Annotated in this window: 10 protein-coding genes; 9 read left to right on the forward strand and 1 reads right to left on the reverse strand. The window is 71.0% G+C overall.

Going from position 1 to position 13036, the window contains the following annotated elements; genetic code table 11:
• Nucleotides 1-76: 76 nt before the first annotated feature.
• Nucleotides 77-1474, reverse strand: coding sequence for an MFS transporter (locus tag AB0D14_RS31675; protein WP_362786006.1), 1398 nt, complete (start codon nt 1472-1474; stop codon nt 77-79).
• Nucleotides 1475-1813: 339 nt separating this feature from the next.
• Here AB0D14_RS31675 and AB0D14_RS31680 point away from each other — a divergent pair, with 339 nt between their 5' ends.
• The 9 genes from AB0D14_RS31680 (at nt 1814) to AB0D14_RS31720 (ending at nt 13014) form a co-directional block, all read left to right on the forward strand.
• On the forward strand, nt 1814-2266 hold the full coding sequence (locus AB0D14_RS31680) for a dihydrodipicolinate synthase family protein (RefSeq protein ID WP_362786007.1): 453 nt from the start codon (nt 1814-1816) through the stop codon (nt 2264-2266).
• Between the two features lie 2 nt (nt 2267-2268).
• Nucleotides 2269-3540, forward strand: coding sequence for a glucarate dehydratase family protein (locus AB0D14_RS31685; RefSeq protein WP_362786009.1), 1272 nt, complete (start codon nt 2269-2271; stop codon nt 3538-3540).
• 175 nt (nt 3541-3715) lie between these two features.
• Nucleotides 3716-4675, forward strand: coding sequence for a bile acid:sodium symporter family protein (locus AB0D14_RS31690; RefSeq protein ID WP_362786011.1), 960 nt, complete (start codon nt 3716-3718; stop codon nt 4673-4675).
• Between the two features lie 284 nt (nt 4676-4959).
• Nucleotides 4960-5967, forward strand: coding sequence for an Lrp/AsnC family transcriptional regulator (locus AB0D14_RS31695; RefSeq protein ID WP_362786013.1), 1008 nt, complete (start codon nt 4960-4962; stop codon nt 5965-5967).
• Nucleotides 5968-6095: 128 nt separating this feature from the next.
• Entirely contained in the window at nt 6096-7061 is a 966-nt protein-coding gene (locus AB0D14_RS31700; protein ID WP_362786015.1) for a polysaccharide deacetylase, read from the forward strand.
• The gene (locus tag AB0D14_RS31705; protein WP_362786017.1) at nt 7058-8386 is read left to right on the forward strand and encodes an MFS transporter; all 1329 of its coding nucleotides are present in this window, start codon (nt 7058-7060) and stop codon (nt 8384-8386) included. The genes AB0D14_RS31700 and AB0D14_RS31705 overlap by 4 nt, the downstream gene beginning before the upstream one ends.
• Nucleotides 8386-9225 carry an SDR family oxidoreductase gene (locus AB0D14_RS31710; protein WP_362786018.1) on the forward strand — a complete coding sequence of 280 codons (840 nt, stop codon included), beginning with the start codon at nt 8386-8388 and terminating at the stop codon, nt 9223-9225. The genes AB0D14_RS31705 and AB0D14_RS31710 overlap by 1 nt, the downstream gene beginning before the upstream one ends.
• Nucleotides 9222-11444, forward strand: coding sequence for a 2-dehydropantoate 2-reductase (locus AB0D14_RS31715; RefSeq protein WP_362786020.1), 2223 nt, complete (start codon nt 9222-9224; stop codon nt 11442-11444). Before AB0D14_RS31710 ends, AB0D14_RS31715 begins: the two co-directional genes overlap by 4 nt.
• Nucleotides 11445-11790: 346 nt before the next feature.
• Entirely contained in the window at nt 11791-13014 is a 1224-nt protein-coding gene (locus AB0D14_RS31720) for an MFS transporter (RefSeq protein WP_362786021.1), read from the forward strand.
• The last annotated feature ends 22 nt before the right edge of the window (nt 13015-13036 follow it).

Below are 13036 nucleotides of genomic sequence, written 5' to 3' on the forward strand. Positions count from 1 at the left end.
GTGCGAGGCCCCCGGAACGGCGCCGGCAGAAGGCGGGCTTCCGCTGCAAAGCCGCCCTCGGCTGAAGCGGTCGTGCTCACCGCGCCTTGTCGGCCACCACTGTCCCCCCGACGGCAGTCCGTTCATCGTGACGCGCCGCCGGTCCGGTCGGCCGGCGGATGAAGGCAACACCCAGGGCCGCCAGCACGGACGCCGCGGCGAGAGCGTACAGACCTCCGTGCGTGTTGCCGGTGGTGTCCTTGAGATAGCCGAAGAGCGTGGGTGAGACGAAGCCGCCGAGGTTGCCGAGCGAGTTGACCACCGCCAGCCCGGCCGCGGCGATCTTCAGGTCGAGGCCGCTCTGCGCCATCGGCCAGAACAGAGTGGCCGCGCACTTCCCGCCGACCGCTGCCAGCGTGATGGCGAGCAGCCCGAACCATGGGGAGCCCAGGGTGGCGAGGAAGGCGCCGATCGCCGACAGGACCAGACACACCGCGAGGTACGGCCGGCGGTCCGGGACATGGTCCGTGAAGTGGGCCATCGAGTACATGGCGATCACCGCACAGATCCAGGGGATGGCGGACAGCAGCCCGATCTGGAAGGGCGAGAGCCCGCCGATCTCGGCCACCAGGCTCGGCAGCCAGAAGGTGATCGCGTATCCGGTGAGGGCCATCGCGAAGAAGACCCCGGTCAGCAAGGCGACCTGAGGGTGGATCAGGAGCCGCCAGCGCGAGACCTTGGGTGCCCGGCTGCGGGCCTCCTGGTCGCGGGCGACCGCGCTGCTCAGCGCCTCCTTCTCCTCCTCCGTGAGCCAGCGCGCCTCACCGATGCGTGAGACGAGGAAGAACCCGGCGACGATACCCACCAGGATGGAGAAGGCCCCTTCGAGAGCGAACATCCAGCGCCAGCCGGCGAACCCGCCCACGCCGTGCATTTCCAGGAGCGCCCCGGTGATCGGACCGGTCACGATGTAGGCCGTGGCGGAACCCCCCAGGAAGATCGCACTGGCCCGGCCCCGGCTGGAGTCCGGCAGCCACTGAGTGAAGTACAGGAGCACTCCGGGGAAGAAGCCCGCCTCGGCGACGCCGAGGACGAACCGCAGGATGTAGAACGTCGTCACGTTGTGGATGAAGCACATCGCCAGGATCACCAGACCCCAGGTGATCATGATGCGGGTCAGCCAGACCCGGGCGCCGAAGCGCTCCATCAGCATGTTGCTCGGCACCTCGAAGAGTGCGTATCCGATGAAGAACAGGCCGGCACCGAGACCGTAGGCGGTGGCGCTCACCCCGACGTCCGCCCGCAACTCGTCCTGGACGAAGCCGACGTTCGTCCGGTCCATCTGGTTGACCAGCAGCATCAGAACCAGGATGGGCAGCATGCGGCGCAGGAATTTGCCGACCGCGCGGCTTTCGGCGTCGGGTTCGCTCTCGGGACTCTTCGCATGAGGCTGCGGGACCATCATTGTCTCCCACTTCGATCGCCGTGATGGCATGACAGATGCTTCTGGGGCCCGCGGTGTTGACCGCGCAGGCCCGACTCCGCTCGCGAAGGCGAGGGGGGCGCTGCACCCCGATCGGGGGCGACAAGCAACCGACGTATACATATGTGAATCCATGTCACACGCGTGGACACGTTACGGATGCATGCCGACCGGGTCAACGGCTTCCCGGCGGATTCCCACAGCCACACACCTTGCTCACATTCAAGGACTTCGGGCACGCCAGAGGTGGTGCGTGGCACCACAGCCCCTTGACGGTCCCCGACGGCTCGCCCTAAGTTGACTGGCGCCTACACGGATATAAATACACTTCACGTATGTAAACGGAGTTTCATGCCTGACGGAGTGCTCTTCCTTCCGGTCACGCCCTTCGCACCCGACGGCGGCCTCGACCCGCGGACCCTGGACACCCCCGTACGGGCAGGCGTGACGGCCGGTGCGGGCGCGGTCCTCCCCGGCTGCGGCACCGGCGAGTTCCGCGCGCTGTCGCCACGCGAGCACTCCGACGTCGCACGGACCGCGGCGACAGCGGCAGACGGGGCCGTCCCCGTCTACGCGGGTGTCGGCGGCGCGCTCCCGACGGCCGTCGCCCTCGCGGAAGCGGCCCGGGACAACGGCGCCGACGGCCTGCTCCTGCTGCCGCCGTACCTGGTCAAGGCCGGCGTACGGCTGCGCGGCCTGGACGTCGGGGCGGTGCGCGCACCGCTGAGCGACCCCACACGAGAAGACCTCGACGAACTCTCCGTGCTCATGGAGCGAGGACTCGAACTGGTAAGGAACGCCTGAGCATGAGTGTCGAACCACTGCGGATCTCCGGCGTCACCATCACCCCCGTGGCCTTCCGCGACCCACCGCTGCTCAACTCGGTCGGCGTCCACGAACCGTACGCTCTGCGCGCGATCATCGAGGTGCGCACGGACGGCGGACTCACCGGACTCGGCGAGACCTACGCCGACGCCAGACATCTGCAACGGCTCCAGGCCGTCGCGGAGCGGGTCATCGGGCTCGACGTCTACGCCACCGAGGAACTGCATCGCCGCGTCGGCGAGGTCATCGCCCGTGTCGGCGGCGTCGGAGGCTCCGGTCTCACCGGAATGATCACCACCAGCAGCACCGTCGACCGGGTGCACTCACCGTTCGAGGTCGCCCTGCTCGACATCCAGGGGCAGGCGTGCGGCCGTCCGGTCTGCGACCTCCTCGGCGGCGCCGTGCGCACGTCGGTGCCCTTCAGTGCCTACCTGTTCTACAAGTGGGCCGGCCACCCCGGTGCCGAGCCCGACGAATGGGGCGCCGCCCTGGACCCCGACGGTGTGGTGGCCCAGGCCCGGCGCATGATCGACGCGTACGGATTCACCGCCATCAAGCTCAAGGGCGGAGTCCTGCCGCCCGAGGAGGAGATCGAGGCGGTACGGGCCCTGCGTGCCGCCTTTCCCGGCCACCCCCTGCGGCTCGACCCGAACGCCGCCTGGACGGTGCCCACCTCCGTCAAGGTCGGCCAGGCACTCGACGGTGTGCTGGAGTACCTGGAGGACCCCACACCGGGCATCGAGGGCATGGCCGCCGTCGCCCGCGAGGTGTCCATGCCGCTGGCGACCAACATGTGTGTCGTGGCCTTCGACGAGCTGCGTCCCTCGGTGTCGGCGGACGCCGTGCAGGTCATCCTCTCCGACCATCACTACTGGGGCGGGCTGCGCCGCTCGAAACTCCTCTCCGGGATCTGCGACACCTTCGGTATGAGCCTGTCCATGCACTCGAACTCGCATCTGGGAATCAGCCTCGCCGCCATGACCCACCTCGCGGCGGCCACCCCCCGCCTCACCTACGCCTGCGACACCCACTGGCCGTGGAAGACGGAGGACGTCATCGAGCCCGGTGTTCTGGAGTTCAAGGACGGCTCGGTGGCGGTGCCGTCCGGCCCGGGCCTCGGTGTCACGCTCGACCACGACGCGCTGGGCACACTGCACGAGCAGTATCTGACCAGCGGCCTGCGCAACCGCGACGACACCGGCTACATGCGTACCTTCCACCCGACCTACCGGGCCACCATCCCGCGCTGGTAGGGCACCACGCGCAGGCCGGCCCTCTCCCCCGCCCCCGCCGGCCACCGATCCTCACCGGCGGCGGACACGGCGCCCGCTGCGGCGCCCGCGCTCCGTTCTACGTGGGCACGCCGAGCGGTGATCACATCGCGAGACAGCCTTGCGTCATGGCCCTGACCAGGCGTTGTCTCGCACAGTGAGTATCGAACAACCCGCACACCACGACAACGACAACGCAGGCGACCGCTCCGCGCGCCGCGCCGTCACCGTCTTCCCCGTCCTCGTTCTCCTCGCAGGCGCCGTCGGGCTACTGCTCCCGGGCAGCTTCGCCGGCTGGGGCGAGTCGGTGCCGTACCTGCTGGGCGTGGTGATGTTCTGCATGGGCATCACCATGACCCCGCTGGATTTCCGCGGTGTCGTCAAACGACCCTGGGCGGTGGCCCTCGGGCTGGTCGCGCACTACGTCATCATGCCGGGCCTCGGCTGGGTCATCGCCCACTTGCTGCAGCTCCCGCCGCAGCTCGCGGCGGGCGTGATCCTCGTCGGCTGTGCCCCCAGCGGCACCGCCTCCAACGTGGTGACGTATCTGGCGCGCGGTGACGTCGCGCTGTCCGTCTCCGTGGCCACCGTCTCCACGCTCGTGGCCCCGCTGGTCACCCCGCCGCTGACGCTGCTGCTGGCGGGCGAGTACCTGCCCGTCGACGCGGGCTCCATGGTCGGAGACATCCTCAAGACCGTACTGCTGCCGGTTCTCGCGGGTCTCGCCGTGCGGTTCCTGGCGGGCCGCTACGTGCAACGGGCCCTGCCGGCGCTGCCCTGGCTGTCCGCCGTGACCATCGGCGTGATCGTGACCGTGGTGGTGGCTGGCAGCGCCGACGCCATCAAGTCGGCCGCGCTGCTGGTGTTCGTCGCCGTCGTGCTCCACAACGGTCTCGGTCTGGCACTGGGCTACGGCGCGGGACGGCTCAGCAGGATGGGCGAGCCGGCGAGCCGTGCCATGGCCTTCGAGGTCGGCATGCAGAACTCGGGACTGGCGGCTTCGCTGGCCACCGCCCACTTCAGCCCACTGGCCGCGCTGCCCGCCGCGGTCTTCTCCGTCTGGCACAACATCTCCGGCGCCCTCGCCGCGGCCTGGCTGTCCCGCCGCAAGCACTGACCGTCGTGCTGCCGGGCCACCACTTCCGGAGGACGGGCCGCGGTCACCGCCGGACGGTCGGGCGGTCGGGCGGTCGGGTGGTCGGGCCGCACAGACGCCGGGTGAACTTTTTCAGACACGCGCGTGGCGTAATCCGTCACGTTCCAGCCATGCGCGGGTGCGGGCCCGAACTGCGTTCTTTACCCCTCCGTAACCCTCGGAGTGCTGGATGACAGGGCTTTGACCAGGGACAACGCAGGATTCCTTCATTGACGAGGGCCATGGTGCTCATTAGCGTCAGCACCATGAACCACCGAGCTCCCGTGGAGACCATCGACGAACTGGACCGGCGCATCATCGCCGCGCTCCAGCTCAACGGTCGCGCCCCGTGGAGCGCGGTGGCGCGGTGGGTGGATGCCAGTGAGACGACCGCCCAGCGGCGCTACCGGGCTTTGCGCGAGCGGGGGCTGCTGCGCGTCGTCGGCACCCTGGAACTGGACCGGACACGGGAGGGATCCTCCATGCTCGTCCGGGTGCAGGCCAGGCCCGGCCGCGGTCTGGACGTCGCGGAACGGCTCACCGCCAGTCCGGACGTCCGTTTCGTGGCCGCCGTCACCGGCTCCGCCGATCTGATCGTCGACTTCGTCGCCCGCGACAACGACGAGATGATGCGGTTGCTCTTCACCGATCTGCCCGCGGCCGAGCTCATCACCAGCACCGAGGCCGTACCGGTCATCCGTGCGTTCACCTCGGCGTCGATGTGGGACACCGGGCTGCTGCCCGCCGAGGCGGCCGCCGACCTGCGGCCCGCCTCCCTGGCGTCGTCCTGCGACCGTGCCGACTGGGACGTGGCGCCACAAGCGCTCACCGCCCTGGAGCAGGCGGTCGTCGCGGCGCTCAAGGAGGACGGCCGCACCCAGGTCAGCACCCTGGCCCGGAGCCTGGAGCACACCGAGTCCAGCGTCGCGCGGGCCATGGACCGGCTCATCGCCCGCGGCGTCCTGCAGTTCCGCACCCTCGTCGAACCGGCGCTGCTCGGGTACGACGCGGAGTTCATGGTCTGGCTGTCGATCGAGCCCGACCGGCTCGACGCCGCGGGACGGCAGCTCGCCCGGCATCCGGGAACCAAGTTCCTGAGCGCGGCGACCGGGCGCTTCAACCTCGTCGGGCACATGGTGCTGCCCCGCCGCAGCGACCTCTTCCGCTACACCAGCGACGTCATCGGGGCGCTGCCCGGACTGATCGCCTCCGACGTGACGCTGCACCTCGCCACCATGAAGTACTCCTGGCACCGGATGGTCCGCCCCGCCTGAGCGGGCACGCACCCGCCCCGTCGTGCCCCGCGACGGCTCCCGGCGGCCGCCGCACGCCTCTTCTTCGCTCTCTTTCCTCTCCCTTTCCTCTCTCTTTCCTCGCCCCGTCCCCGACCCGTGGAGTCACCATGCCCACACACGATTCCGGCCTGCCCGCGGAGAGCTGGCGCTGGACCGAACAGACCTGGCGCGGTCACCTCGACGCCGTACGGGCCGGACGCCGGCTGGTCCCCGACCGCTGGCCCGGCGGCGCCCGGGTGGCGGTCGCCCTGTCCTTCGACTCCGACCACGAGACGATCCCGCTGCGCGACGGCGAGACCAGCCCCGGCCGCCTCGCCCAGGGCGAGTACGGTGCCCGCGTAGGCGCACCCCGGATCCTGGACCTCCTCGCCCGTCACGGCGTCCCCGCGACGTTCTTCATGCCGGCGGTCTCCGCCCTCATCCATCCCGAGGAGGCCCGCGCGTACAGCCGTGACGGGCATGAACTCGCCGTCCACGGCTGGATCCACGAGCGCAACATGCTGCTGGACCCCGACGACGAGAGGGAACTGACCGCACGCGCCCTCGACACTCTCGACACGCTGACCGGACAGCGGCCCGTCGGGATCCGCACGCCGTCCTGGGACTTCTCGGACTCCACGCTCGACATCATGCTCGAACTCGGCTTCGCCTACGACTCCTCGCTGATGGCCGACGACGAGCCCTACGAGATCGTCACCGGCGGCAGGCCCACCGGCCTGGTCGAGATCCCCGTGGACTGGATCCGGGACGACGCCCCCTACTTCACGATGGACCGCTACGGCTCCGTGCGCCCGCACAGTCGCCCGCGCGACGTGCTGGAGATCTGGACGGACGAATTCGACGCCGCCCACCGCGACGGCGGTGTCTTCCAGCTCACCCTGCACCCGCACGTCATCGGCCACCGCTCCCGCCTGGTGGCGCTGCGCGCACTCCTCGACCACATCGCCGCCCACTCCGGCGTCTGGTACGCCACACACGCCCAGCTCGCCGACACGGCCCGCAGCGTGCTGAACGGCCAGACGACCGCCGCCCGTGCCCGTTCCGTCCCCGACGCCCCGGAGCAGACGCCATGAAAACCGGATCCGCCACACCCGCCGGTCCCCTGCCCAAAGACGGCGACTCCCCCGCCCCGGACAGACTGAGCGGCGCCCAGCGCAAGGCCATCGTCGCCGGCACCATCGGCAACACCGTCGAATGGGTCGACTGGGCCCTGTACTCCATCTTCGCCAAGATCATCGCCGATGAGTTCTTCCCCAAGGGCGACGAAGCGGTGGCCCTGCTGTCCACGCTCGCCGTGTTCGCCGTCGGCTTCGTGATGCGACCGGTCGGTGCCGCCGTGCTCGGCGCCTACGCCGACCGCCACGGACGCAAGAAGGGCATGACGCTCACCGTCGCACTGATGGCGGGCGCCGGCTTCCTGATCGCGATCACCCCGAACTACGACACCATCGGCGTCCTCTCCCCACTCGTCCTGCTCATCGCCCGGCTCGTACAGGGCTTCTCCGCGGGCGGGGAGTTCGGCTCGTCCTCCGCCTTCCTCGTGGAGTCGGCCGCCCGCGGCAGGCGCGCGTTCGCCGGGTCGTGGCAGCAGGTGTCGGTCGCGGGCGGCGTCCTCATCGCCTCTCTCCTGGGCACTCTCACCACCTCGGTGCTGAGCGACGACGCCGTGCACTCCTGGGGCTGGCGCGCCGCGTTCGTCTTCGGCGGCCTCCTCGGCCTGGTCGGTCTCTGGCTGCGGGTCTCGGTCCAGGACACCGAGTCCTTCACCCAGGCCCAGGGTTCGGGCCGTACCCGTACCAACCCCGTCAAGGCCATGTTCGTCGAGCATCCCGCGGCGACCCTGCGCGTCGTCGGTATCACGATCGCGGGCACCCTGACCTACTACATCTGGGTCAACTACCTGCCCACGTACGCGAACCTGACCACCGGCATCCCGCTGAAGACCGCCCTGCTGTCGCAGACGCTGTGTCTGGTCGTCTTCGTCGTCGCGCTGCCGTTCGTCGGGCTGCTCTCGGACCGGGTCGGCCGTAAACCGACCATGGCGGCCTTCGCCGGCGGCTTCGTCATCCTGGCCTGGCCGCTGCTGCACCTGCTCGACGGCAGCTTCCTCAGCCTGTTCCTGGTCCAGCTCGTGGGCATGCTGCTGATCCTCGGCTACTCCGCCAACTGCGCCGTCATCATGGCCGAGCAGTTCCCGGCGGAGGTACGCGCCACCGGCATCGCCCTGCCCTACGCCCTGGCCGTCGCGGTCTTCGGCGGCACGGCCCCCTATCTCACCACCTGGCTGCACGAGAGCGGCCACAGCGACCTGCTGTGGATCTATGTGTCCGCCGCCGCCCTGATCTCCCTCGTCGTCTACCTCACGATGCCGGAGACCAAGGACAAGGAGTTCAACTGATGGCGCATGTGCTCGTCACCGGTGCCGCGGGCGGTATCGGCGGGGCGATAGCCGAGGAGTTCGCCGCGCAGGGCGCGCTGCTCACTCTCGCCGACCGCGACCCCGAGGCGCTGGAACCGACCGCGGCGCGGCTGGGCGGGGGCGCGGCACGGCTGGGTGGCGGCGCGGCGGCGCACGCCGCGGACCTCACCGACCCGGACGCGCCGGCCGCCCTGGTCGAGGAGGCCTGGACGGAGCACGGCCCCGTGGACATCCTGGTCAACGCGGCGGGTGTCTACCCGTCCCTGGACATGGCCCAGGTCGACGCCCGCGCCTGGGACCGGCTGTTCGCCGTCAACCTGCGCGCTCCCGTGCTCGCGACCGCCGCGTTCGCCCGGCTCGCCATCGCAGGAGGGCGGCCCGGCGCCGTCGTCAACATCTCCTCCGGTTCCGCGCTGCGGGCCCGGCCCGGCGGAGGACCGTACGCGAGTTCCAAGGCCGCCCTGGAGATGGCCACCCGCGCCGCCGCCCTGGAACTGGGCGAGCACGGCATCCGCGTCAACGCGGTCAGCCCCGGGTTCGTCCAGGTCTCCAGCGACTGCAATCCCGTCTCGGCCGAGTACGCCGCGGCCATCGGCGCCAACCCGCTGGGCCGCCCGGGCAGCCCGCGGGACATCGCCCGCGCGGTGTGCTGGATCGCGGGCCCGGACGCCTCATGGATCACCGGGGAGGTCCTGCGGGTGGACGGCGGATCCAGTACGGGCGCACTGCACCTGCCCCGCATCTGGCAGCCCGGCGACACCCGCGCCGCCCCGCTCACGGCGGCCCCGGTCGCCACCACGGAAGGACCCACCCCATGACCGACGCCTCCCCGCAGCGGGCCGCCTACACCGTCGTCGGCGGGGGCGCCATCGGCGGGACGCTCGCCTTCGCCCTCGCGCGGGCCGGCCACCCGGTCACCGTCGTCGACACCGACCCTGCCCACGTGGACGCAATCCGCGCCCGCGGACTCGTCGTCGCGCACGGCGACACGCGTACGAGCGTGCCGGTCACCGCCACCACCCCGGACGGGTTCTCCGGCACCCTGGGACGGGTCCTGCTGGCCGTGAAGGCACAGGCCACAGCCACGGCGGCCGCATGGATCGCACCCCGCCTGGACCCGGACGGCTACGTCGCCTCCCTCCAGAACGGCTTCAACGAGACCCTGATCGCCCAGCACGTGGGCGCCCATCGCACCGTCGCCGCGTTCGTCAACATCTTCGCCGACGTCATCGAACCGGGTGTCGTCCTGGACGGCGGCGCCGGTGCCGTCGTCATCGGCGAACCCGACGGCGCCCCGGTCAGCCCCCGCGTCCACGCACTCGTGGCCGACCTGCAGAGCTGGGGCCCGGCCGTGGCCAGCGACAACGTCGAGGGATACCTCTGGGCCAAGGCCGGCTTCGGTGCCATGCTCGCCGCCACCGCACTCGCCGACGCCCCCATGGCCGACCTCATCGACCGGCACCGGCCCAGCATGGCCTGCCTGACCGGTGAGATCTTCGCCGTGTCGGACCGGCTCGGCGTCACCCTGGAGGCCTTCGACGCCTTCGACCCCCACCCCTTCCGGCGGGGAGCGGACCCGGTGGACCGCGACGCCGCGTTCGACCGCCTGACCGCGTGGCTGCGTACCCAGACGAAGGACCGCAGTGGCATCTGGCGCGACCTCGCCGTACGCCACCGGCCCGTCGAGGTCACCACCCACTACACCGACGTCCTCGACCACGCGGCCCGCGAAGGACTGCCCACGCCGCTCCTGCGCACCGTCATGGCCGGCCTGCGTGAGCTGGAGGGCGCTCCGGACCGGATGTCGGAGTCTCGGCTGGAGGAACTGGACCGCCTCGCCGGGCCCGCGGCGCCCGGGCTCCTGCCGGAGGCTGAGCAGGCCGCGGCGGTCCGGCGCTGGCTCGACGAGCACCGCGAAGACATGGTCGCCGACCTCGACGCGTACACCTCCCAGGGCAGTGCCAGCGACGACCCGGACGACCTCGACGCCTGTCTCGGCTGGCTGCGCGACTGGCTCGACCGGCGCCTGGGCGCACCGGACACCGAGGAGACCCTCCCCCGCGAGGAGGCCGGAGACATCCTCGTCCGCCGCTATCCGGCCCGGGGCCCGGCCGCCGACGACAGCCGGCCGGTCCTGCTCCTCGGCCACTACGACACCGTCTGGCCGACCGGCACCCTCGACAGCTGGCCCTTCAGGCGGGACGGCGACCACATCAGCGGGCCCGGCGTCTTCGACATGAAGGCCGGTCTCGTACAGGCCGTGTGGGCCCTGCGCGCCCTCGACGCCCTGGAGCTGCCCCGGCCGGCCTGCACCCTGATGCTGAACGGCGACGAGGAGACCGGCAGCCTCGCCTCCCGCGAGGCCATCGTCGCCGAGTCCCACGACAGCAGGCTCGCCATGGTCTTCGAGGCGGCCGCCGACGGCGCGATCAAGACGGCCCGCAAGGGCGTGGGACTCTTCACCGTCACGGTCACCGGCAGCGAGGCCCACGCCGGGCTCGACCCCACCGCCGGGGCGAGCGCGGTGGACGAACTCGCCCACCAGATCCTGCGCCTGGCCGAACTGCGCGCCCCCGACGCGGGCACCTCGCTCAATGTGGGCGTGGTGGAGGGCGGCACCCGTAGCAACGTCACCGCGGGACGTGCCGTCGGCCGCATCGACGTACGCGTGGCCTCCGCGGCCGAGCAGAACCGCGTCACCGAAGCTCTCGCCGCCCTGCGCCCCGTGGATCCGCGCACCCGCGTGGAGGTCACCGGGGACTGGAACCGCCCCGTCTTCGAGCGGACCGAACAGGTCGCGGCGCTCGCGGAGCTGGCCCGCCGGTGCGCGGCACTGCTCGGCGAAGACCTGCGGGAGGCGTCCGTCGGCGGCGCGAGCGACGGCAACTTCGTCGTGGCCACGGGAACACCGGTCCTGGACGGCATCGGGGCGGTCGGCTCGGGCGCACACGCCCGCTCGGAGAACACCTCGGTGTCCGGCATGGTCGCCCGTTCCGCGCTGGCCGCCACGGTGCTGGTCTCGCTGGCCGCCGGATGACCCCTCGAACGAGCGGTGTGCCCCGCGCGGCACGGGGCACACCGCTCGTTCGACAGTCCCTTTCGGGGAGAGCTGCTTCCGTTGGCCAACCCGGCGTGACGTAGGTCATGGAGGCCATGAAGGTCACTGGGGTCACGGGGGCCCGGGAGGTCTGGGAAGCGGTCTTGGAATGCCTGGTGACTCTGCCCTTGCTGCTGCCTTCTAGGATTGGGCTGTTCTGGGGCTGCCGGGCAATGGTGCTCAGCGCGACGGGCCATGGGGACCGAAAAGGTTCCTGGCCCGACCTCGTCTCCCATTTTCCGGACCTCTGTTACCGGACCACTGTCTTTGAAAGGTCTCCTGCACCATGCCGCTGGCACTGCTGGCCCTGGCCGTCGTCGCGTTCGGCATCGGCACCACCGAGTTCGCCACCATGGGGCTGCTGCCCCAGATCGCCGACGGGGTCGGGGTGTCCGTGCCGCGCGCCGGCAATCTCGTCTCGGCCTACGCGCTCGGGGTCGTTGTCGGCGCCCCCGTCCTGACAGGCATCGGTGCGCGCATACCCCACAAGCGACTCCTGCTGCTCCTGTCCGGACTGTTCGTGGTCGGCAACGCCGCGTCCGCACTCGCGCCCAACTTCGGTCTGCTCTTCGCCGCACGCTTCCTGGCGGGACTGCCACACGGAGCACTGTTCGGCGTGGGCGCGGTCGTCGCCTCCCGGCTGGTCGCTCCCGAGCGGGCCGCCCGCGCCGTCTCGAAGATGTTCCTCGGGCTGACCGTCGCGAACATCGTCGGCGTACCCGCCAGCACGGCTCTCGGGCAGCAACTCGGCTGGCGCTCCGCCTACTGGGCGGTCGCCGTCATCGGCCTCATCGCCCTGGTGTCACTGGCTCTCTTCGTTCCTCACCAGCCACGCGGGCAGCAGTCCGGCATCCGGCACGAGCTGCGGGCGATGGGCAACAAGCAGGTCGTGATCGGCCTGGCCACGGCCGTCGTCGGGTTCGGCGGGTTCTTCGCCGTCTACAGCTACCTGGTGCCCATGCTGACGCATCTGACGGGGATCTCCGGCTCCTCGACCACTCTGGTCCTCGCGCTCTACGGCGTCGGTATGACCGTCGGCACACTGGTCGCCGGCCCGCTCACCGACCGCGCCCTGCGGCCGACGCTGTACGCGGGGCTCGCCCTGCTCGCCGCGGCGCTGGTGACGTTCTACTTCACCGTCCACTCCACGGTGCCCGCCCTGATCACGATCACCTTGATCGGTGCGATGGGTTCCCTCGTCACCACGCCCGTCCAGATGCTGCTCATGGCCAAGGCGAAGAACGCTCCGACCATGGCGGCGGCCTCCAACCACTCCGCTTTCAACCTGGCCAACGCCGGCGGCGCCTGGCTCGGCGGCCTGGTCATCGCGGCCGGCTGGGGCTGGGCCGCACCCAACCTGGTCGGCGCGGCTCTCGCCGTGGCGGGCCTCGGGCTCGCCTTCGCGGGAGGCCTCATGGACCGGGGTGGCCCCCCTTCCGAGGCGATCGCCTCCTCCGTGGGTGAAGCCTCGACGGCAGCCGGAGAAGGCACGGTGCCCCAGCGCACATAGCCTCGGACAGCCCTCGGGGTGG

The organism is Streptomyces sp. NPDC048484 (assembly GCF_040651415.1).
Taxonomy (GTDB): Bacteria; Actinomycetota; Actinomycetes; order Streptomycetales; family Streptomycetaceae; genus Streptomyces.